This window comes from Chitinophaga sp. 180180018-3, assembly GCF_037893185.1.
In the GTDB taxonomy this organism is placed as follows: Bacteria; Bacteroidota; Bacteroidia; order Chitinophagales; family Chitinophagaceae; genus Chitinophaga.
The window spans coordinates 7,443,554-7,465,816 of the sequence record NZ_CP140772.1 but is presented as its reverse complement, the minus strand read 5'-3'; the positions used below and the strand labels follow the sequence as shown (position 1 = coordinate 7,465,816).

The window sequence follows — 22,263 nt, the reverse complement described above, 5'->3', positions numbered from 1 at the left end:
CACCCTATAAACAATAAGAAGGGGAAGCATTACTGCTTCCCCTTTCCTTATGTCAGTTAAAATGTAGCGTTTTATTAGAAGAATTTACCGCGGGTGTCTTTCACATTGCTCTTCTTCTTCAATACTTCAAACAGTTGCTGATCCATCATTGCTTTAACACTCTGCTCATAAGCAGCCTGTTGAGAAGCAACATCCTGGCCCGGTTGCGCCGCAGGCTGGAAACTGTCTACTTTAATTACATATACACCACCATTTCCTTCAATAGGTGCAGATACTGCAGCAGTACCCCATTTCTTATTGAAAGCAGCGCCCGTTACACGTGGTTCAAAACCAAGAGAAGCTATGAATGGAGTAGCAAAAGATACTCCTTCTGCTTTCAGCACAGGCTGGTTGGTAGTTTTAGCAGCCGCATCCAGAGAAGCAGGAGACTGGAGTTTAGCAATAATCTGTTCAGATTTCTTATGCTTTTTAACCTCTGCTTCTACCTGCGGCCTTACATCCGCCAGTGGAGCTGTTCCTTCTTCACGAACGCTGGTTAATACAGCTACAACATATTTATCATCAAAAGTAAATACATTGCTTACATCTCCTCTCTTCGCATCATACGCCCAACGAACCAGTTCGCGTGACTGACCAATACCAGGAATTACAAAATCCATCGGACGAACGTTATCAGCAATTCTCTTGTTCAGCTTTTCTGTCTGCACAGTTTTCTCGAAAGCAGCGGCAGAACGGCTTTTTGAAGCAAAATCGCTGGCAGCACCATAAGCGGTGTTATTTGTTTCTTTGCTGGCTTCTACAGATTTACCCAGGTAAGCCACTTTGATAGCCGGACCTATGTTCTTCTGTTCCATGATCTGTATTACATGGTAACCAAACTGGGTTTTTACAACCTTAGTTTCACCTTTAGGTCCTTCCAGCGCGTAGTTTTTAAACTCAGGTACAAATTGGGAAGAAGGAGTTAAATCATATTCTCCACCTGTTTGCTTGCTACCCGGATCGTCGGAGAACTGAGCAACCAGCGCTTTAAAGTCTGCTCCGCCTTTTACAGCGATAGCAAGGCTATCTGCGCGTTTTTTGGCTACCGAGTCAGGTAGTCCGCCCTGAGGACCACCAGATGCAATCAGAATGTGACGCACCTTTACACTGTCCGGCATATTTTTACGATCAACCATTTTCGCATAAACGATCAGGTTATTATCATAATAAGGTCCGAAAATAGCGCCCACTGGAAGGTTTACAATCGAATCTTTCTGAGGAACCTTTGCTTCGTTCTTAGAAATATATCCGTCGTAGTACTTAATATCAGAGTTTCTGTTAATGAAACCAGCCACATCTTTGGTGGTATCCAGCTCATGTTTCAGCCCAACAATCTGTTGGATGGCTGCAGCAGAATCTTTAGCAGATGGAATGGCATCGAAAGAAACATATTCCACTTTACGGGATTCTTCTACTTTAAAGAGCTGTTTATGCTCCTGGATAAAGCGATCCAGTTCGCTGTCTGTTACTTTAATGGTAGAATCCGCGATAGTAGCGTAGGGCACATTAACATAAGATACTGTAGCCGTTTGGCTGTTGTCTTCCTGTTGTTGCTTGGCTAACCATTTAGGATAATATACACCCTGTTTAAGGAGAGTAGTGTATTTAAGATGTTCCTGGTATTTAGCAATATAGCTTTCCAGCTGATGCAGGCCTTCGCGGATCTGCGGATTGGTACCTGCCTGAGAAACAGCCTGTTGCAGCGCATTACGGTCGAATTGACCATCGCGGGTAAATTGCTGAACAACTATAGGATTAGGATTTTTTCCTTTGATCTGATCTACAATCTCAGCTTCGGTTACCACAATGCCCAGTTTCTTATACTGAGCCTGCATGATTTGTTCATTCAGAAACTCGTTCCAAACCTGTTCGCGAATGTATTGACGGGTCTGCTCGTCAATATTAGGCATTTGCTGACGGGCAATATTTTCCGCGTCCTGAATACGGCGTTGATACTCTGAGAGATCGAGATCTTCACCATTTACTTTACCCACACTCGTACTTCGACGGGACAAAGAACTTTTGCCAAAAAAGGCATCCTGTAACAGGAAACTAACAATAGCCAGGCAAATCACTACAACGATCACGACGGCGTATTTGTCCCTGATTTTCTGAATTACTGACATATATTATATAGTCTACATTTTTAAGGAAAGCAAAAATAGAATAAAATAACTGTAACTGCAAAAGAGTATTTTTTATCATCAAACCCAATACAGCAAAGGGTTTCGACTGTGTATAACACTTTGGTGGATATCCTATGATTCACAATTTTTCCACAGATATCCCCATTTCCGAGGGTGCTTTTTTCCGCCAGTCTTTTATTTTGAAAAGCCAGTCGCAGCTGGTTTTTACATAAAATCTGCAGAAAACCCGGGGTAAACATTTATTCACAAATCGATAAAAGTGTGGATTTCCCAATTCACATAAAAATGTGAATAAAAAGGGGCAAATCCGCGACTACATGCATTCCGACCATTTTGAACCTCCAGCCGTTTTTTTTCCACAATTCATGTGTAAAAACCCCTGTAAAACGTAAAATAAGGTGGGAAAACCAGCCTTTTTGAACTGGTAAAACTAATTTTGTTATTGTGGTTAAATTTACCCTTAAAACAAGAAGACCGAAATTGTGGATAGCAAATGCGATGTTTTAACAATTTCCTAATACACCAACAAGTAAAAAGATTTTCACTAACAACGATATCCACGTATGTGGATGAAAACAGGAAAAGCCAGTATTGACGCGGAAATAGCGTGTTAATTTAATGTGGAAAGCGAAGTAAAAAAGAATAACAACTACATTTGTATACAGGCCGGAAATTAAATTTCCACATATTCACAGCCCTAATAGTAGTGGGCTTTTCTTTTAAATAAATAAATAAATATATAGTCATGATTATGGAAATCGCTGAAGCGAAAAAAAATTTGCAACGAAATGGATTTTTGGATATAGCCGTTGATCCCTCTCTGGATTTATTTGCAGCGATCGAAAATCTGAAAAAGGAAAAAAATGCAATTGTCCTGGCACACTATTATCAGGAGCCGGATATTCAGGATATCGCAGATTACATTGGAGATAGTCTGGGGCTCAGCCAGCAGGCCGCAAAAACAGATGCAGATATTATTGTTTTCGCCGGAGTACACTTTATGGCTGAAACGGCAAAAATTCTGAGCCCTCAGAAAAAGGTGCTGTTGCCGGATCTTAAAGCCGGATGTTCTTTGGCCGATAGTGCTCCACCGGAATTGTTCAAAAAGTTTCGCGATAAATACCCCGATCATATCGTGATTTCCTACATCAACTGCTCTGCAGGTATCAAAGCGCTGAGTGATATTATCTGCACGAGCTCAAATGCTGAGAAGATAATTGAAAGCGTGCCGGCAGATCAACCAATCATTTTCGCACCCGACAGAAACCTGGGTTCATATCTGATCAAGAAGACCGGAAGGGATATGGTGTTGTGGAACGGAGCCTGCATGGTACATGAAATTTTTTCACTGGAGAAAATAACCAAACTAAAAGTGCGTCATCCTAAAGCCAGGGTGATCGCACATCCTGAGTGCGAACCGGCTGTGCTTGCAATAGCTGACTATATCGGATCTACTACAGGACTACTAAAGTTCAGCCAGAAAGATGATGCCCAGGAGTATATCGTTGTTACAGAAACAGGAATACTTCATCAGATGCAGAAAGAGAATCCTCATAAGACTTTTATACCAGCTCCTCCAAATAATGCATGTGCCTGCAATGATTGCCCTCACATGAAATTGAATACGCTGGAAAAATTATATCTGTGCATGGAGTATGAGCAGCCAGAGATTACTATGGATGAAGCTTTACGCGTAGCAGCCAAAAAGCCTATTGAACGTATGCTGGAAATCAGTGCAAGAGCTGGATTATAAGTATAACTTATTGATTTTCAGTTTTATTTTGAATCTTTTCTTGAACTAATAGCACTTCTTTTTTGCGAAGGCCGTGAGATTTTGATATTCTCACGGCTTTTTATTTTTTCAGAATTGATTAAGTACCAGTGTGTTATGCATACCTGAGGTCCCCCTTTTTTGTTCCGCCAATTTTTAATGAACGGAAACTCTTAGAAACCATTTTCCAGGACGCTGAGAATCAGGAATATAAAATCCTCTTTGGGGTATGCCGTGAAAAGAAACGAATATTCAATTCTCAGAGGCATACCAGCAGCGTGAGATTTCAAAATTTGGTGCGCTGCCGGGTTGGATATCGTACAAACTTTCCAGCTATGATATTAGCAGGGATTGGGAACAGGCGTTCAGAATTCGATATTCTTTCCGTATGTGGGGGAATGGAACGATTGGGAGTTTCATGTGATTCTCAGAGGCTTCGTTTTTTCGGGGAAATATTGACATTGTGAATTGCGGCCAATTTAAAAGAGGCTGGGTATTGTTAAGAGTTGAGGTCGTTTTAGTGATTTTAGTCGGTTATAGGGCTGGAAAGGACTTATCATAGTGATTTTAAGAGGGCTGTGAGAATTGAATATTTTATGAAATGCCGGGGTTACCCCGGCATTTTTATTTTCGTTCAATCCTAAACGCGCTCATAGGCAGCTGAGATTGGCTCCTATACTGGGGTATGTGCAGATAATCTATTTTCATTCGATTCTCAACGCGTTACTAAAGCGCTGAGAATTCAATATTCTAATTCCAATCGGAAGCAGATTTGCAGGAGATTTTTATATCTCGTTCTAAAGCCACACGGAAGGCGTTGAGAATCGAATATTTTGTGAGCATTTTTATTAAGCAGGAGTGAGGATGTTTTATTCAATTCTCAGCGCCTTATCAGGGCGTGTAGAATTGGATAGAAATGTATTTTTCTGTATAAAGTATGAGAAACTATTTTAGAAGACATCTACGACGCCTGGCAATTGCTCTGACAATGAATCTTTCAGGATTTTCCCCTCACCCCCCCGGGATTTCCAGAAATATTGGATTGTTGAAGCACTGGGAGGATGCTGTGGATGCTTTGTACTTAGGGAAGAGACTGGACGAAACAATTATTTGAATCCAGCCGCTTTTATTAGCGGCTGAGAATTCATTTTTCAGGATTGTTCATTGCATAACCCCGTATGTTGCTTTTTTACGCGATTCTCAAGGCTTGATTTTCGCATAATTCAACAAAGATGGAGTATGAAACACTGCGTTGTGTTTCATGTTTTTTTGCCGTGAAAATTTTTTGGTAGGAAATAGTGTTTTTTAGCCAGAAATGTGGATAAATGAGCCTCCGAAAAGAATAGAAATGAGAGTTTTTCTTTGAAAAAAGCGATTCTGGAGCTAAAATGTGGAAAATTTGACAAAAAAGGGTCTATTTTTTCGAAAAAGCACTTTTTTAAAAAAAATTTTTTTGTTTTTTTGGGATAAAATCTCGTCGAAATATAGAAGAGAAGTGAAAAAACGTGGATAAAATTTAAATTTCCTCTACCCAAATATGATCTGCTTCTGTTTTTCGAAGCGATAAATTATAACCGGCAACCATGATTGATATGGGATCTCCAAGGGGAGCTATTTTTTCCACCTTCACTGTTTCACCAGGTACGCAACCCATTTCCATCAGTTTTATATGAAGATCGTCTTTTGCAAATTCAATAATTACTGCGCTTTTCCCTGTTGTAAGAGCTGACAACTTAATCATGCCTTTTTTCATTTCCTGCTGATTAATCTTTTAAACGTTTTACCTGGCATCTTTGGGGACTTACATGAATGATAAGCAAAGGTACCCTCGAAATGCCAATATGCAAAAAGAAAGGCCTTTGAAACCGAAATTTCACTTTACTTTTACATCCAATAAAATTTTTTCAGAGAATCAATGGCTATTCAATTTACAGCACACGAGGTAAAAGATTATTTGAAGGAAAAGCGCAGGCTGAAATCATTTCTGGCAGAACTTTTCGCCGCAGAAGAGCAGGGATTGGAAAGTCTGCATTATATATTTTGTTCCGATGCTTACTTGCTGGAGATCAATAAGCAATTTTTGAATCACGATACATATACCGACATCGTGACTTTTGAAATGGGAGAGGATCCTGATGTTACTGAGGGAGAAATCTATATCAGCGTGGATAGAGTAGTAGATAACGCGGAGAAGTTCAAAGTTCCAGTTATTCAGGAATTACACAGGGTCATTTTTCACGGCGCCTTGCATCTTTGTGGTTTTAAAGATAAAAGCAAGAAAGACTCGACCCTAATGAGGGCAAAAGAGGATGAATACCTGTGTAAGTATTTTGGATAAACACATAGGTTGGATTATAAGAGGAGTAAATGAAATGTTCCACGTGGAACATTTTTTATTTTTAGATCTGAATGTTTCACGTGGAACATTAATTATCACAGGGCAGAAATATCCGTTGTTGAGATTACATAAATTTGGAATGATCATGAGTGCTGATTCTTCCTGGTAGATGACACTATTTCCCTTGTTTGTTGAACATTTAAATTCAGAAGATAACAACCTCGACTTTTCTGCCTGGTTGAGTTCTTTTTCTATAATAGCCTTTTATTTGCCTGCTCGTTCGTGTGCTTAAACACCAATGGCCTAATGCTATTGAACAGGACTATAGCAGATTTTACCGTAGTAATAACAGCCAGTAGGATTGGATCCTGTTTTTATCAACGACGTAAAGATATCGGTATCCCGCTTATAATTCATTGCCTACGAGTCAGCAGGGTTGATAGGTATTTACCTGAACGCCTGTTATGTCTACCTGAGAAATTATGCTAACAAAAAGGGTGTGTCTCAGTTTATTGTTTGATAGTATATGGGGCGATTGATTCCTATTTAGTGTTTCCTTTATTTGCTACAATCCTATTGATATATGGTGCAATTACTATTTTGTCTTTATTGCAGATAGATATACCACTTGTAGAAAGCCTGCTGAAAATATCGGCGCAATTAGCATTTTAGCTTCTCCAGATGGAAAATACCACCATGAAGGATTACTATAGATGGTGTTGGCCCGTTGGCCGATAATGAAATTACCCGGGAGAATCTTATTAGGCTATTTAAGATGAGGGCTCACTGGCTAAAGGGAAATGCTATGATAGTATATGCCTCCATGATATTTATTATTGTGTAGGGGATTTTTGGATACTGAGTATTGAAGTGATTGGGTTATGATGTTATGAAGGATGATGAAACAGAAGAGCAGAGGTGTTTGATTTCTCAATATCTGATGTCGGCTTTGTTGCAGATTTTATGGAGACCAATGAGGTATATCTTAGGTTGGAAGGAATTACTGTTGCGGAGATAAACGTGAAAGGAATAGGAGAGAGATAGCCTATCCTGCGGTGTTGTAATAGAATACCGAATTGTGCGGTGTTACCCAAAAAACTGATCTGATCCTTTATGTTTATACTGACGGTAGAAGGATGTATGCCCCGATGGATAGTAATGCATGCTGAATTTTATATTTGATTGAAGCAGGTGCTTTGTTTTAGAATAATGGAGTTACCGCAACAGCGATTATTTCTTCTGTTGTCATACGGATGATAAAGTGGAAGTAGGCACTTTTTAGAGTAGTATATACTTATTGTTCAGCGCTGCTTTTAGAAATCGTGGTATAATGCAAGTGAGAATGAACAGCGCAAGCATCGTATTTGGTCATCTATGACCAGCAGATAGTAGTAGATAGAGACGGGCAGGCAATAAGAAGATATCCATGGTTATTTCTAATACAGCCTATATAATTAGGCTGTATTAGCTCATGATTGCATCTACGCTTTATTATGTTTGGGGTGTAAAAAATGGACTCGCTATGGTAATTTTTTCACGAGTTCTATTCAGCTCACAATTCTAAAGCTATCAATAGCACCAGAATCATTTATTGCTTTTAATGAATCTTTCTGGTTTATACAACGCTATTCTTAGAGTAGTAAATAGTCAGGAATAGGCGTTCGATCAAACTTTATTCAATCAGCACCGCCGGCAAGTTTGATTTGAATTATCCCGGATAGTATTTATTCATTGTTGATCTGTTTTCAACGAATCCCCATGCACATTTTATTCCAGCGACTAATCACTGTTCTTAATTGAGAGTATTTGATGAGATATAGTACTCGCTGTTTTAAAATGAATGTTCCACGTGAAACATTGCTTTTAGGGTTATGAATGAGGTTGATTTATGAGCTGGTTAAATAGGATACAATTGTAAAATGACCTGGATCGCTTTTCAAGACTATAGGTATTCCTTACTCTATTTAAGGAGTGCTAATGTTCCACGTGGAACATCTTACTTTCTGTCTGCAATCTGCCTTCTTCTCCGTAATTTTGCATTTTCTTAGAGTTATTATGTTTCCATCGTACGATATAATTGTTGTAGGCGCCGGGCACGCAGGCTGTGAGGCTGCTGCTGCTGCCGCCAATATGGGCTCCAAAGTATTATTGGTGACCATGAATATGCAAACCATTGCTCAGATGAGTTGCAACCCTGCTATGGGAGGGATCGCAAAAGGACAGATAGTAAGGGAGATAGATGCCCTGGGTGGTTATTCTGGCATTGTTACAGATCAGTCTATGATCCAGTTTCGTATGCTGAACCGCTCAAAAGGACCTGCCATGTGGAGCCCTCGTACACAAAACGACCGTATGCTGTTCGCTGCAAAATGGAGAGAAGCATTGGAAAAAACACCAAACGTCGATTTCTACCAGGATATGGTAAAAGGACTTTTAGTGAAGGATGGAAGATGCTATGGGGTAATTACCGGGTTAGGGCATGAGATAAAAGCTAAAGCGGTTGTACTCACTAATGGTACCTTTCTGAATGGAGTAATCCATATCGGCGAGAAACAATTTGGTGGGGGAAGAGTGGCTGAGAAGGCTGCAACCGGAATCACAGAACAACTGGTTTCATTGGGTTTCGAAAGTGATCGCCTGAAAACAGGTACACCTCCCCGAATTGATGGCCGGAGTCTTGATTACTCCAAAATGGAGGAACAGAAAGGAGACGATGAGATTATAGGGTTTTCTTACCTCGACATCGAAAAAATTAAACCAGCTCAGCAACGAAGCTGCTGGATCACATATACCAGCGAGGCTGTACATGAAATGCTTCGTACCGGCTTTGACCGTTCTCCTATGTTCCAGGGGAGAATTCAGGGAACCGGACCGCGTTACTGCCCTAGTATTGAAGACAAGATCAACCGTTTCGCTGAGCGGGAAAGACACCAGCTCTTCGTAGAACCGGAAGGTTGGGACACAGTGGAAATCTATGTAAACGGGTTCTCTACCTCCTTACCGGAAGAGGTACAAATGAAAGCGCTTCGCCTGGTTCCCGGATTTGAAAACTGCCGTATGTTCAGGCCCGGATACGCTATTGAGTACGATTATTTTCCACCTACCCAATTGCAGTTTTCCCTGGAAACAAAGCAGATTCAGCACCTTTTCTTCGCTGGCCAGATCAACGGTACCACAGGGTATGAAGAGGCGGCCTGTCAGGGTATCATGGCTGGGATCAATGCACACCTTAAATCAAGGGAGCTGGATCCATTTATCCTGAAAAGAAGTGAAGCCTATATAGGCGTACTGATAGACGATCTGATCAACAAAGGAACGGAAGAACCATACCGGATGTTCACTTCCCGTGCTGAATTCAGAACGCTGTTACGGCAGGATAACGCTGATCTCAGATTAACAGAAAGAAGTTACAAAATGGGATTGGCATCAGAAGAAAGGATGCAACGGGTACAGGAAAAACGACAGGGAGTAGAACAAATCAAGCGCATACTAAAGGAACTTTCCATTGAGCCGGAGGAGATCAGTTCACTACTGGCCGACCGCGCTTCTGCGCCACTTACGCAAAAACAAAAAGCCCATCAGATCCTGTTAAGACCCGGCCTGGATATTTTTTCTATGAAAGACAGGGTTGAAAAAATAGGTCAGGCATTGGTGGCTTTCAATAATGAAACATTGGAACAGGCAGAAATTCAGATCAAGTATGATGTATACATCGAAAAGGAAAACGAGCTTGTTCAGAAAATGAGCCAGTTGGAAGATCTGGTAATACCAGCAAATTTCGATTACGGAAAACTGGTTTCCTTGTCAAATGAAGCGAGACAAAAATTTAACAAAATACGACCACACACTTTAGGTCAGGCCAGCAGGATCAGTGGAGTAAATCCGAGCGACGTACAGATCCTGATGGTTTATATGGGAAGATAGTCATCACTTTTTTTAGGCGGACAGATGCTTAAGCATCTGTCCGCTTTTTTATGCATAATGCGAAAAAAAATGACAGAAATACGAAAAATCGACCTCCGGAAAGGGGGTAAATTTCGTATATCTCTTTAGAGGTGGATGTAAGTGTTGTGAAAAGGGGTAGGGCTATTAAATGGGCTTAAAATGCGTTTTGCAGAGAGGCGATTTTTTTTCAGAATCAGGCAACGCTTTTTTACTGCTTTCCGTATCATTCATCAGTTTTGAGTTTTTAAAACCCAAATTAGATAACGAGGAAACAGTAACGCTTAAAGCTGATAAGTTTTTTTTGTGCAGGATCTGAATAATATTAATGATCTGATAGCAGGTTGTTGCAGAAAAGAACGCAACAGCCAGGAAATGTTATACCGGAATTTTTTCGCTTATGCTTTAAGTATTTGTTTACGATATGCACAGAACAGGGATGAAGCGATTGAAATCATGAATGATGGATTTCTTAAAATATTTCAACACATTCAATCTTTCGACACAAGCAGATCATTTAAAACCTGGCTGGCAAAAATAATGGTAAATACTGCCATCGACTTTTTGAGAGGTAAGAAGAAACTAGTATTCACTGATGATTTTAGCCAGTTACAGGATCCTGGTACCAATGAAAAGGCTATAGATAAACTATCCTATGACGAACTCCTGAAACATATACAGGCGCTGCCTCCGGCCTACAGGACTGTTTTTAACCTGTATGTTATGGAAGGATTTCAGCACCAGGAAATTGCGCAGATATTGCGCATCTCGGAAGGTACCTCCAAATCAAATCTGTTTAAAGCAAAAAAAATACTGAAAGAAAGAATAATAAAAGCTTCCATTAACATGGATGATGGTATAGACTTAAATATGCCTTTGTATAAAAATGAATGACGAATTTGAAAATAGTATCCGTAACAAGCTGAATGAAGCTGACATTCCATTTGACCAGGATGCCTGGACGAAAATGGAAGCGTTGCTTGATGCAGATAATCAGCCTAAAACACCAGTTGCATGGTGGTGGCTAATGCTGTTGCCGATTCTCGGTGGACTGGTTTGGTGGAGCATTCAATCAATTGGTGTTAACGAGAATAATGTGGAGGCCGTTGTGCAGGCACCTGCATCCCCCCAAAGCAGCCGTACAGATACCATGCAGCTTTCCAAAGCGCCAAATCATACTGATGCCGGCGTCGTTTCACGTGAAACAACCAAAACAACCAAAACAGGCAGGCAACAAGCCACAAGCAATAATAAAACCGTTTTTGTCAATCAAAACAACGATACCGCTACTATAGGAAGAAATAAACCTGCTGATGAACAAACGGTAATGTCTGCCGGAAACAACATACATCCGGGACATACATCCGGTGATGATAATATTAAAGAAGAGAATAAATCGGTTATCCGTCTTCCGGATAATTATACAAAAACAAATAATAGCCAGTTTACCAGCATTCCCGTAACGATAAAAGACTATAACCTTAACGGGTATACGAAAATAAACAAACCTTACGAAATACCAGTAAAAACAGGCATTACAGAGGATTCGACCGCAAAAAAAAATCGTAGAAAAATCAATGCCAAAGGGCTTTATTTTGGAGTTACCCTGGGACCGGATCTTAATGTTGCTCCTTCTTTTAATTACGGTAAAGTGGGCTTCAATGTGGGACTGCTTGCTCATTATTATTTTAACAGGCACTGGTTCGTTACTACCGGTGCGGTTTATAGTAAGAAGCTTTATGGTGCTACGAATAAAGATTATAAAACGCCGGGCGGATCTGTTAACAATGATCTTGTAAAAGTAAATGCCGATTGCGATGTACTCGACATTCCTGTGAACCTTAATTATACCTTCCTGGAAAGGAACAATAATACTTTGAGTGCTACCCTTGGGATCTCTAATTACCTGATGTTGAAAGAGAAGTATCAGTATATCTATAAGACCTACCCCGACTGGGAAAAAACGGTGGAAAATGAGAACCAGCACTATCTGGCCATTCTTAATGTAGGTGCTTTATACCAGCATCCCGCAGGAAAACGGCTCATTGTTGGGGTGCAACCATATGCAAAAATTCCCCTTCGTGGGGTGGGGATTGGACAGGTTAAACTGTACTCTGCCGGTGTATCCTTTCAGATTAACCTTCTGGGAAAAAAACGCTGAGAAGCCCGTAAACAATCATTTCTCCCGCATTGTTATCTCTCATAGATACTGTGTCAACAGCCTATGGCATGACATTCCTATATTTTTATGCGAAAAAAGAGATGACTATGAGCAATAAAAAAACAAAGAAGGCTAAAAAAGAAGATCAGTTTCCAGGGTATCCCGAGTATCCGGCCAGTGAAGATATTATGAACAGGAATAACCGCGATGGAGAGGTGGACCTCAATATGGATGAAATGAGCAGTTCTTTCAGGAGAAACAGCGAATTGCCGGTTGAGCAAAATAAGAGGAAAAATACCAGGGGAGATGAGCAGGAGGAAAGCTGGCAGGAAGACAGGGTAGGAGATGATCTTGATATTCCCGGAGCAGAGCTGGACGATAGCGATGAAGCTATAGGACATGAAGACGAGGAGAATAATATTTACAGCCTGGGTGGCGACCGGCACCAGGACCTGGAAGAAGACAACGGTGAATTCCGGGATCTGGAAGAGGATCGTAATTAATATTTTACAACAGGGGGGTTAATAACCGGAAAACGGCGTCTATAAAGCGGTTCAAAAAATTGCGCTTATTCCAACGGGTTTCCTGTACAGGTACTGCGTGTAAAAGATCTTCATCAAATACCCTGTTTAATTTGCCAGCTACTTCCTCATCGTAGATGAGTACTCCTATTTCACAATTCAGATAAAAGCTGCGGTTATCGAAGTTCACAGAACTAACCCACGCGAGACTATCATCTATCACCATCGTTTTAGCATGAATAAAACCCCGGGTATAGAAAAATATTTTTACACCTGCAGCCAGCAAGGGTTTCAGGTAAGATAAAGCAGCGTGCTGTACGATGAAGGAATCGCCCTTAAATGGCAGTAACAACTGTACGTCCTTTCCCGCGAGGGCTGCCATTTGTAGCGCTGTTAGCAACTCTTCGGTCGGAATAAAATAAGGATTAGTGATCCGGATACGTCTTTTTGCTACGTTAATGGCCATCAATATGCTTTGCATGGCTATTGGCCATTCAGAGTCGGGGCCACTGGCAACGATATCAACAAAGCTGTTCCCTTTTAATTGAGATCTTCCAAAAAAAGGTTCAGCGAAAGGAAAAACATCTTTACTACAGTAACGATAGCTCATCAGAAACTGCAACTGCAACAAATTAACGGCATCGCCTTCAATACGCAGATGCGTATCCCGCCAGTAAGTAGGATATTTGCCGTTGTTGATGTAACGTTCATCCAGGTTGATGCCGCCAACAAATCCTACTTTACCATCTATCACAATTATTTTACGGTGATTACGGTAATTGGCATTCAGGTAGAAGTCGACCAGCACGGGAGAAAATGGATACACGCTGGCTCCATGTTCCTGCAGTTTGCCAGGGATTTTTCCGATCCGGTTGCTTCCCATATCATCGTAAATAAAACGAACCTGTACACCAACATTCAGTTTTTCAATAAGGATCTCTGTCAGTTCTCTGCCGACCTCATCATCTGTCACCATGTAATATTCGATATGTATATGATGTTGGGCTGCCCTCAGGGCACTGAATACGGCAGGAAATTTTTCTTCTCCATTTACGAGTATCTGTACATGGTTATTCCTACTCAATACGGATTGGCGGGTATTCAGCAGCATAGCGGACAGTTCCTGTTTGCTGCCGAATTGCTGCCTGAGTAGCATCTGCATCTGTTCTATTTCCGATCGCTGTGATTCCCAATATCGTAGGAACAACACTTCATCTTTGCTGCCCTTGAGTGTAAACCTTCGCCTCTTACGCAGATCCCTGCCGAGATAATAGTAGATAATTAATCCTACTATCGGAATGAATACCAGTACCAGTATATAGGCAATGGCCTTCACAGGATTGCGGTTTTCCATTAGTATAGTGGCAACCAGCCCGATGAAAATGAGCACTATTAAAACAATACTACCAACTTTCATATAGAGATGCCATTCCGTATCTGTCAGATAACCAATAAGTGTTTTCACCAGCTCAAAGCTTTATGTTAATTGCAAATTATATAATTAATGGCGTACTGTTAAAATGGTTATCTGATCGGATATAATTTTATCTATAACAGGGAGGAGGCTGCCTGGTTTCCAGTGGGAATGAAATGTGAATTCGCCTTGCAGCTACGAATCCGGTGAAAAGGCGGAGAATAGAATAATGATTATTTTAGTAGCTGTATTAATATTAGGATACAGATATGTCTACCCAGATTATAATCGTTTTTATTCTTACCATGCTGATCAACCTGATCACAACATTATCATATGCCGTAAGAATTGTTGGGGTCAGAACAGGCAGAATTGCAATAACCTTTTCGCTATTCAATATACTGGTATTATTATCCCGTACTGCTAATACGTTTCAGGCGCCATTACTGGCAAAAACGGTGGAGGATGGATTGAAGCATCAGGTTACATCAAATGAGGCTGTTTTCAGGTATATTATTTTGTCCTGCACCATAGGCTCGGTATTGGGAGCAATATTGATTCCTACCTTCCGGCGATTGATGACGGGAGCGGTGGCTAATTTCAGTGTCCACAGATCTATTCCCCGCCTGTTTTATCTTGGGTTATCGGGTGCCGGCATGCAATTCATGAAGGAAAGTCTCAGGATGCCGGCAAAAGAAACCCTGGTGATGCTTTCAGACAGAAAGGATTTTCCCTGGCGTATTTTTATTTATAACGTCCTGGCTACGGCTATTATAACAATAGCTGTTTTATCATGCGTATATGCTGCCTATTTGAGCCCGGAATACAGGACAACGGCCAGCAATTTGTCGGGGGTAATAAATGGTATTGCAACGGTGTTGATGGCACTATTTATAGATCCGCATTTATCTATGCTTACAGATGATGTAGTGTTGGGAAAATTATCACAAGGGGCATTCAGCAGATATGTGTCTTATATGGTATTGGCGCGTATATTGGGAACCCTGGTGGCGCAGGTATTATTCCTGCCGGCTGCACAGTTGATAGCTCACCTGGCGGAGAAAGTTTAGCTATTTAGGCTATTTAGATTTCGTTAACAGACTTCCTCTTTTTTCTTGTTTTCTTGCAGTATGAATTTTAACCCAAGAAAATTGTTTGTTATAGTTGGTTACCCGCATACAGGCAAAACCAAGACCCTCGCAGAGATATTCGAGCGAAGGTTGTTTTTTCCCTTTAAAGGGCCGATTCAGGCATCAGGACTCGGTACCGGCGATTATATTGTGATCAACAATTCGGATCATAATTATCGGGCCGGGGATTATCTGGCGCGTATAAAATCGGTGATTGAGCATCATCGTGATACGGAAGCGTGCCTGTTGGTGGTTGTCAGTCTTGTTTTTGATGACAGCGCCCGGGATGCAAGAACGATCCTGTCATTTTTCAGCGAGTTATGCTTCGAGGTGCATTACCTGATGTTGTATAGCAGCTGGAATGACAAGAAAGTGATCTGTGATGAGGATATGGAGCTGTTTCGGCAGGAGGTGAAAAGCAGCAATATTTATGTATTGGATCGCCTGATTACGCAATCCCGGCAACGATTTAAAGAGCGGGTAGGAGAGATTGTGCAGTTGTTGCGGGAGTTATCGTTGCCTGCTTCAAAATCCAGAGGATTTTTTTCGAACCGGGAGGAGGTGTGATGAGAGATAAAAGATGAGTGTTACTGCCACGCGCCGCGTGGTGGGAGGGAAATTATTGTGTCGGGAGATATACAGGGGTGTGCTGGGTAAAACACAAGTGTATTTCATGGGGCTGTACCTGTGGACAGGAGGGGTTGTGCCAGGAAATGATGTGGAGGAAGACGCAAAGCCATGATGTTTTTATTAGTACACAGATTTGCGAAGGCGCAGTGTTTCCGCATGGAAAAAGTATGGCTGGTTGTTTGGAAGAAGCATGGGCTACCTGCCAGGCGAGTGTTTGTGGAAGTGCGGTGACAGCATAGTTGATGAGAGCATTTTTGAGCAAAGAGAGTGGTTGTTGCGGGAAGTTATACATATTGATTAGCCAATTTTATACAAACGAAATTTGCGGCGAACACTTGGGTTAAATGTTGGATGTTTTTGATGAAATATAGTGCTGCAGCGGGAAAGAAGCTATTTATAAGAAGGTAAATAATGGATGATCCGGAGACTTTTTAAAAATAGCTATGAAATATTTAATTACTGAAATAGTACTTTCTATGTTTCAGGTGTGTAATAGAATATTATTAGAGCTATATAACTGTAGATTGTTATGGAGAACTGTATTCATTAATGTATAATGAAACAGCTATAGCGAAAAAGAAAAGAGCCGGATATAGCATTGTTATGGGTAACCCCGCGACAGGCCAATATTTTATAAGACTAGTAGCAGAAATTGTCACCATCAGCACGGCGTTCATCCTTTGATTTTATGAACCGGAAGAATGTATTATGAATCAGGGAGCCAAAGAATATTAACAAATAAAACCAACCTATATTTTGAAAAGGGTACATAGAAATTTCGTTGTTTGTAAATCCGTTGTTTGTAGACCATGTGCAATAATCAAAAAATAACATAGCAAATAAAGAGATCACCGTCGCTTCAGAGATGCTGCCAGGCTTATATTCCCGGTCGTGTTTCCAGATGAGCTGGACGGGAAAATTAAGCTTAACAAGCGCCTCCGTACGGTGATCTCTTGCTGTGTTCACGGGTATTAGGGACAAGCTTTGGGGTTAACAGTGTAAAAGTAGTTAATGAGTACGCGCTGTATTTGCGTAAGAAAAAATCAGGGATAGAAATAAATAATGGCCTTAGGGTATTTGTTAGATGTAAACAGAAAACAGATAGGGAATGCGAACAGAAACAGTAAGGAGGGATATAAGAGGAAGGGAGCGAGTATTTTATAGGAAGTTCATTTTTAAGGAGAGAGGAGAAATTTTTCTGAGATTTCAAAAAGGGTAAGTTATGTTTTTATTGGCCAACTTTATGAGAGGTTTAGGTCTTTGGGGTAATATGTTACCATTGTTTGTAACCCAGCCGGGATCAGAAAGAGGAATGGTGCGGTGACTGCGCCATTCCCCCGGCTTTTCAGGGCGATGAGGAGTGCATCATTCATCAGTTCATTGTACCGCGTATTTAATAAGCTTTGAACAAACCAATTGGCATTTAAGATACCAGTGCTGTTTAAAGAATTAATTTTCTAAGAAGTGATTAGCCAGCTTGGTTGCGGTGGATCTTGAAAGTAAGATTTGCCGGTAATGGGGATGTTGTCCGGGATCTTAATAAAAAAGGACGCCGGCAGAGAAACTTTTTGCTGTGATATGAACAGGGATCGAACCGGCGATTTATAGGATAGATAATGATGCTTATATTTGCATATGAATTCATGTTTGGTTCGGGCTACTATTAACTATTTCAGAGCAGTTTGATATTTCAGATATCTGGTATCTATAAAGCGTTTGAATATGTTCAAGGTGCAATCTTTCCGGCCGCACAGGTTGTTACAGGATTATATTCTTTCCTCCTTAATCCTGGAAAGCGATTTCCGGGAAGAAGACAGCCGGAACATGATCATCTTACCACATCTTATACAAAGTCTGGAATTTAATTTAGGTCCGCCGGATAAGGTTTATGATGTTACTAATAAGGAATATGTAGCATCAGAAAGTGTTACAGGACCCAATGATATTGTTTGTGAGCGCTGCATTTATACAGGAATGAAAAACCTTGTGGTAAATTTTAAGCCAGGCGGTTGGTTTAAACTCTTCCATGTTCCGGCAACTAATTTCACCAATAAAAGCATAGATCTATCAGTTATTATCGGTTCTCAAATGCGTGAATTAGGGAAGCAGCTGAGGGAATGCAGTAACGGAGAACAACAGGTTGCTATTCTGGAGGCATTTCTTATCAGGCAATTGTTAAGCGAAAGAAAATATTCAAGAAATCTGAATGAGACAATACGGATGATATATGCTGCAGATGGTAATATTACCATCCGGCAATTGGAGTCGGGCACTTACCTTACTAAACGTACTTTAGAAAGAAATTTTCTGGAACAAACAGGGCTCCACCTGAAAACATTTTGTCGCATTGTGCGCTTCCGACGAACGATTGAATACATGGAAAAAGAAAAAAAAATTCAATGGTGTTTATTGGCTAACCGGTTCGGGTATAGCGATCAAACTCATTTTATCAATGAGTTCAGACATTTCGCGGGATGTTTGCCACATGAATATCCCGGCTTCCGCAGTAGCCTGGAGCAGGCGTTGGGGATTTAAATTTTGTCACTTTTATCCGATAGTCCCCATTCTTATTTTCCTAAATTAGCATCACTTCCCCAAGTTAATACGGTTAAGCAATGATAACATTGGTTGAAGATTTAGCCGTATTAACTGTGTCGAAAATGCATCTCCTTATATTTTTGACCGTTTCCTTGAATTCCTGCTATCCTTTAATGCCAGACGATTGACAGCCTGCTATTAGCAATAGCAGTTGTTATTGGTAAATATTGCATTCACCAAAATAGCAATCATATGAGTTATATCGAAAACGACGCAACCAACCGCCGTGATTTTCTTGGAAAAATCATTACAGGAGCAACGGTGTTGACCATACCTTCTTTTGTTCCTTTAGATATGCAGGCGGCATTTACCTCTGGAAAAAATAAAACTGGTCTCGAAGACCCCGAGGCATGGCTGAATAAAATCAAGGGTAAACACAAAATGGTGCTGGATGTAGTTCGTCCGCATGACATATTGCCCTTTGCCTGGCCTAAGGTGTTTTTAATGACCAATGCAGCTACAGGAACGCCCGAAAAAGAATGCTGTGTGGTGGTGGTGTTACGTCATGAAGGGATTCCGTATGCTATGAAGAGTGAGCTATGGGAGAAATATAAATTTGGAGAGGTATTTAAGGCAGATGATCCTGCCACAAAAGCGCCGGCAGTCAGAAATCCGTTCTGGGAGCCTAAACCAGGAGATTTCAAAGTACCGGGTATTGGAGAGGTTGCTATCGGAATCAATGAACTGCAGGCCAGCGGCGTATTATTCTGTGTATGTAACATGGCAATGACAGTGTATAGTGCGGTGGTAGCACAAAACATGTCGCTCGATGCTGCTGAGGTTAAGAAAGAATGGATAGATGGAATCTTACCAGGAATACAATTAGTGCCTTCCGGCGTCTGGGCTGTAGGCCGTGCTCAGGAACGGAATTGTGGCTACTGTAGTGCGGGATGAAAAAGCTTTTTTTCCGGGTGTTGTTGGGGATGGTGTTGCTGGGATTGATCCTGGTTGTTATTAAAATGTTTTTCGCCTGCCAGACAAAACGCGGAAGAAACTTAACCACGGTATTGTGGATGGCTCCCGATACAGCCATGATTCCATATACACCAAATGGAGCCATGATCCTTTATGGCCGGGATCTTATTGTGCATACTTCCATATACCTGGGACCAAGAGGAAAAATAGCGGCCATCAGCAATGGTATGAATTGCCAGAATTGCCACCTGGATGCGGGCACCAAACGCTGGGGAAACAACTATGGCGGAACGGCATCTACATACCCGAAATTCAGAGAAAGAAGCGGCACGGTTGAATCAATAGAAAAAAAAGTGAATGATTGTCTGATCCGAAGCCTCAATGGCAATGCCCTCGACAGTAACAGCCGGGAGCTCAGGGCGATCGTAGCTTACATACGATGGCTCGGGAAAGATGTACCTAAGGGATACAAGCCGCCCGGAAGCGGAATAAAAGAAATCGCCTACCTGGAAAGAAAGGCAGATACCATAAAAGGTAAACAGGTATACATACAGAAATGCAGTAGATGTCATGGGGAGAATGGAGGTGGCAAGACATTATCAGACACGCTGGCAATTGAGTATCCGCCTTTGTGGGGAGAGAACAGTTATAATACAGGCGCTGGCATTTACAGGATATCGAGATTTGCCGGGTATGTAAAAAACAATATGCCGTTTGGCGCGGACTATAGTAAACCACAATTAACCGACGAGGAAGCGTGGGATGTAGCTGCCTTTGTAAATTCACAACCTCGTCCTGTTAAAGAATTCCCCGAAGACTGGCCTGTAGTAAGCACGAAGCCGGTGGATCATCCTTTCGGGCCGTTCAGCGATACCTTTTCTGAGCAACAGCATAAATACGGTCCTTTTGGCCCTATCCGGGATCAAAGAAACAAGTGGCGCATTAAATAAACTTCCGGTTGATATTCATCATTTCAGGTAAAAATATGATCATGAAAAAGCTATTCATACTTGTGGGATGTTTGCTTGTATATCTCGCATCTTATGCCCAGGCTGATTACAAGGTAGTATTTGATATTACCAGCAAATCGGTAGCGGATCATAACACGGTAATGCGGCAAGTGAACAGTATTTTGAAAGGTAGCCCGGATGCACAGCTGGAGATAGCTGTGTACGGCGAGGCATTGGATATGGTTTTGAAAGATAAATCCAAAATAACCACTGCCCTCACAGAATTGCTGAACAATAAAAATGTGAGCGTAAAAGTATGCGGTGCTACTATGAAGCGGAATAATAAAGTAGCCAGTGAATTGATCCCCGGTGTACAAGTAGTGCCGGATGCCATTTATGAAATAGTCACCAAACAGCGTGAAGGGTGGGGGTATATCAAAGTAGCGCAGTAATAAATTGTGATCTGCCCGCGGAGGTCAGAGCTCCGTGCGGCATAATAAATGTTGAACCAACATTTCCGGGCATAAAAAAAGGCCATCTTTCGATGACCTTTTCTTTCGTGGAAAGGGGCGGGGAAAGGTCGACTTTTTTGAAGGATTTTGAACAAATTTGCAGTGGATTGAATTTTTACAGACGAACGTTTTGATATGAGGTATAGTATAATAAGCCTAAGCCAGCCATCGGTTCTACGGTAGTATACCAGATTATAGGAAGTAACATTTTCGTTGTAAGTATACTTATAAGGTTCTAGGTTTTCTTTAGCTTCCAAAGAAGAACGCTTACAGAATTTCTCCTTTCTTCTATTCCTGCAAAGAAGGAAAAGGGATAAGAATAGAATTTCTGCAATTATTTTCATTATAAAGTCTCGTTGTTATGCCGAGAGAAAAATGGAGCAGGGAAGGTATTTTGACTCAATGCCTAGTACTTTACAGGCAATGGGCAATTGTTCCTACCAAAAGCCTAATGATTAAGACAGGATATAGGAAACTAGCTCAATATGCTGTCCCTAAGTACTTTAAAAACTTCCGAAACCTTCACGCAGAGATGGGGATCATTAACGAGAGAAGGCCACCAGGCTATTGGACTAAAAAGAATACAGTAGCCGAGCTTAGAAAATTTTGTCAGCAGAATCAACAGCTTTTGGAAAACATGGCGATTTTCAGAGTCATGCACGAAAAGAAAATGTTTGCTTTAATAAGTGCGATAAGTAGGCATGGTGGGTTAAAAATGTTGAATAAAAAGCAAAAATTAGGCATTAAACTAAAAAAGAAGAGTTGGACAAAGGCTAGGGTGATTCGGGAATTGCAACAACTTCATCAGGCTGGCCATGTCATAACACTTGCTAACTTGAGGGAGTTAGGTAAAAATGGTTTAGCGTGGGCTAGTACTAGGTTGGGGACGTTGACAAATTTTAAAAAGGCTGCTGGTATCCCGATAAAGGAGGTTGTCCGTTGGTCAGACGAGTCCATTATTATATTAAGCATTTGAAACCCATCATTGAAGAATATGGGTTCTTTCCCAACGCGTCGCTCTTGAAGATGATAGAACGTAATGACCTATCATCAGCGATATCCCAAAATGGCGGATACCCCAAATTTTATAAATTACTTAACATGCGCTCTGAGCGGCTGTTCCCGGCAAATGACGGACATTATCTGCAGAGCTCGTACGAGTGTGTGTTTGATAACATTCTTTTTAAATATAATA

General features: G+C 41.1%; 17 protein-coding genes. 14 read left to right on the top strand and 3 right to left on the bottom strand.

What is annotated here, in order from left to right; translation table 11 throughout:
• Positions 1–74: 74 nt before the first annotated feature.
• Positions 75–2,165 (bottom strand): SurA N-terminal domain-containing protein, encoded by a 2,091-nt coding sequence (locus UNH61_RS29505; RefSeq protein WP_326995609.1) that lies wholly within the window; start codon positions 2,163–2,165, stop codon positions 75–77.
• A 766-nt stretch (positions 2,166–2,931) separates the two neighbouring features.
• Between UNH61_RS29505 and nadA the strand changes: the two genes are divergently transcribed.
• Positions 2,932–3,939 carry a quinolinate synthase NadA gene (nadA, locus tag UNH61_RS29500; RefSeq protein WP_326995608.1) on the top strand — a complete coding sequence of 336 codons (1,008 nt, stop codon included), beginning with the start codon at positions 2,932–2,934 and terminating at the stop codon, positions 3,937–3,939.
• Between the two features lie 1,534 nt (positions 3,940–5,473).
• On the opposite strand, the gene UNH61_RS29495 is transcribed toward nadA, so the two are convergent.
• Complete coding sequence (locus UNH61_RS29495; protein ID WP_326995607.1) at positions 5,474–5,710, bottom strand: FeoA family protein; 237 nt, start codon at positions 5,708–5,710, stop codon at positions 5,474–5,476.
• Positions 5,711–5,872: 162 nt separating this feature from the next.
• On the opposite strand from UNH61_RS29495, the gene ybeY reads away from it, so the two are divergent.
• The 5 genes from ybeY (at position 5,873) to UNH61_RS29470 (ending at position 12,901) form a co-directional block, all read left to right on the top strand.
• Positions 5,873–6,295, top strand: coding sequence for an rRNA maturation RNase YbeY (ybeY, locus tag UNH61_RS29490; RefSeq protein WP_326995606.1), 423 nt, complete (start codon positions 5,873–5,875; stop codon positions 6,293–6,295).
• 2,055 nt (positions 6,296–8,350) lie between these two features.
• Positions 8,351–10,219, top strand: coding sequence for a tRNA uridine-5-carboxymethylaminomethyl(34) synthesis enzyme MnmG (gene mnmG, locus UNH61_RS29485; RefSeq protein WP_326995605.1), 1,869 nt, complete (start codon positions 8,351–8,353; stop codon positions 10,217–10,219).
• A gap of 324 nt (positions 10,220–10,543) precedes the next feature.
• Entirely contained in the window at positions 10,544–11,131 is a 588-nt protein-coding gene (locus UNH61_RS29480; RefSeq protein ID WP_326995604.1) for an RNA polymerase sigma factor, read from the top strand.
• Positions 11,124–12,398, top strand: a complete 1,275-nt coding sequence (locus UNH61_RS29475; protein WP_326995603.1) for a porin family protein — start codon at positions 11,124–11,126, stop codon at positions 12,396–12,398. The genes UNH61_RS29480 and UNH61_RS29475 overlap by 8 nt, the downstream gene beginning before the upstream one ends.
• A 107-nt stretch (positions 12,399–12,505) precedes the next feature.
• Positions 12,506–12,901: a hypothetical protein gene (locus UNH61_RS29470; protein ID WP_326995602.1), complete on the top strand. Its 396-nt coding sequence runs from the start codon at positions 12,506–12,508 to the stop codon at positions 12,899–12,901.
• Between the two features lie 4 nt (positions 12,902–12,905).
• Here the strand turns inward: UNH61_RS29470 and cls are convergent, their stop codons facing one another.
• Positions 12,906–14,384, bottom strand: a complete 1,479-nt coding sequence (gene cls / locus UNH61_RS29465) for a cardiolipin synthase (RefSeq protein WP_326995601.1) — start codon at positions 14,382–14,384, stop codon at positions 12,906–12,908.
• A gap of 218 nt (positions 14,385–14,602) precedes the next feature.
• On the opposite strand from cls, the gene UNH61_RS29460 reads away from it, so the two are divergent.
• From UNH61_RS29460 to UNH61_RS29425, 8 genes are all read left to right on the top strand, one after another.
• Complete coding sequence (locus tag UNH61_RS29460; RefSeq protein ID WP_326995600.1) at positions 14,603–15,403, top strand: lipid II flippase Amj family protein; 801 nt, start codon at positions 14,603–14,605, stop codon at positions 15,401–15,403.
• Between the two features lie 81 nt (positions 15,404–15,484).
• Positions 15,485–16,030, top strand: a complete 546-nt coding sequence (locus tag UNH61_RS29455; RefSeq protein WP_326995599.1) for a hypothetical protein — start codon at positions 15,485–15,487, stop codon at positions 16,028–16,030.
• Positions 16,031–16,043: 13 nt separating this feature from the next.
• Positions 16,044–16,205: a hypothetical protein gene (locus UNH61_RS29450; protein WP_326995598.1), complete on the top strand. Its 162-nt coding sequence runs from the start codon at positions 16,044–16,046 to the stop codon at positions 16,203–16,205.
• 1,610 nt (positions 16,206–17,815) lie between these two features.
• Positions 17,816–18,628 carry a helix-turn-helix domain-containing protein gene (locus UNH61_RS29445; RefSeq protein ID WP_326995597.1) on the top strand — a complete coding sequence of 271 codons (813 nt, stop codon included), beginning with the start codon at positions 17,816–17,818 and terminating at the stop codon, positions 18,626–18,628.
• A 255-nt stretch (positions 18,629–18,883) separates the two neighbouring features.
• On the top strand, positions 18,884–19,585 hold the full coding sequence (locus UNH61_RS29440) for a hypothetical protein (protein WP_326995596.1): 702 nt from the start codon (positions 18,884–18,886) through the stop codon (positions 19,583–19,585).
• Positions 19,582–20,556 carry a c-type cytochrome gene (locus tag UNH61_RS29435; protein WP_326995595.1) on the top strand — a complete coding sequence of 325 codons (975 nt, stop codon included), beginning with the start codon at positions 19,582–19,584 and terminating at the stop codon, positions 20,554–20,556. Before UNH61_RS29440 ends, UNH61_RS29435 begins: the two co-directional genes overlap by 4 nt.
• 41 nt (positions 20,557–20,597) lie before the next feature.
• Positions 20,598–21,008 carry a DsrE family protein gene (locus UNH61_RS29430; protein ID WP_326995594.1) on the top strand — a complete coding sequence of 137 codons (411 nt, stop codon included), beginning with the start codon at positions 20,598–20,600 and terminating at the stop codon, positions 21,006–21,008.
• 421 nt (positions 21,009–21,429) lie between these two features.
• Positions 21,430–22,044, top strand: coding sequence for a hypothetical protein (locus UNH61_RS29425; protein ID WP_326995593.1), 615 nt, complete (start codon positions 21,430–21,432; stop codon positions 22,042–22,044).
• Positions 22,045–22,263: the final 219 nt, after the last annotated feature.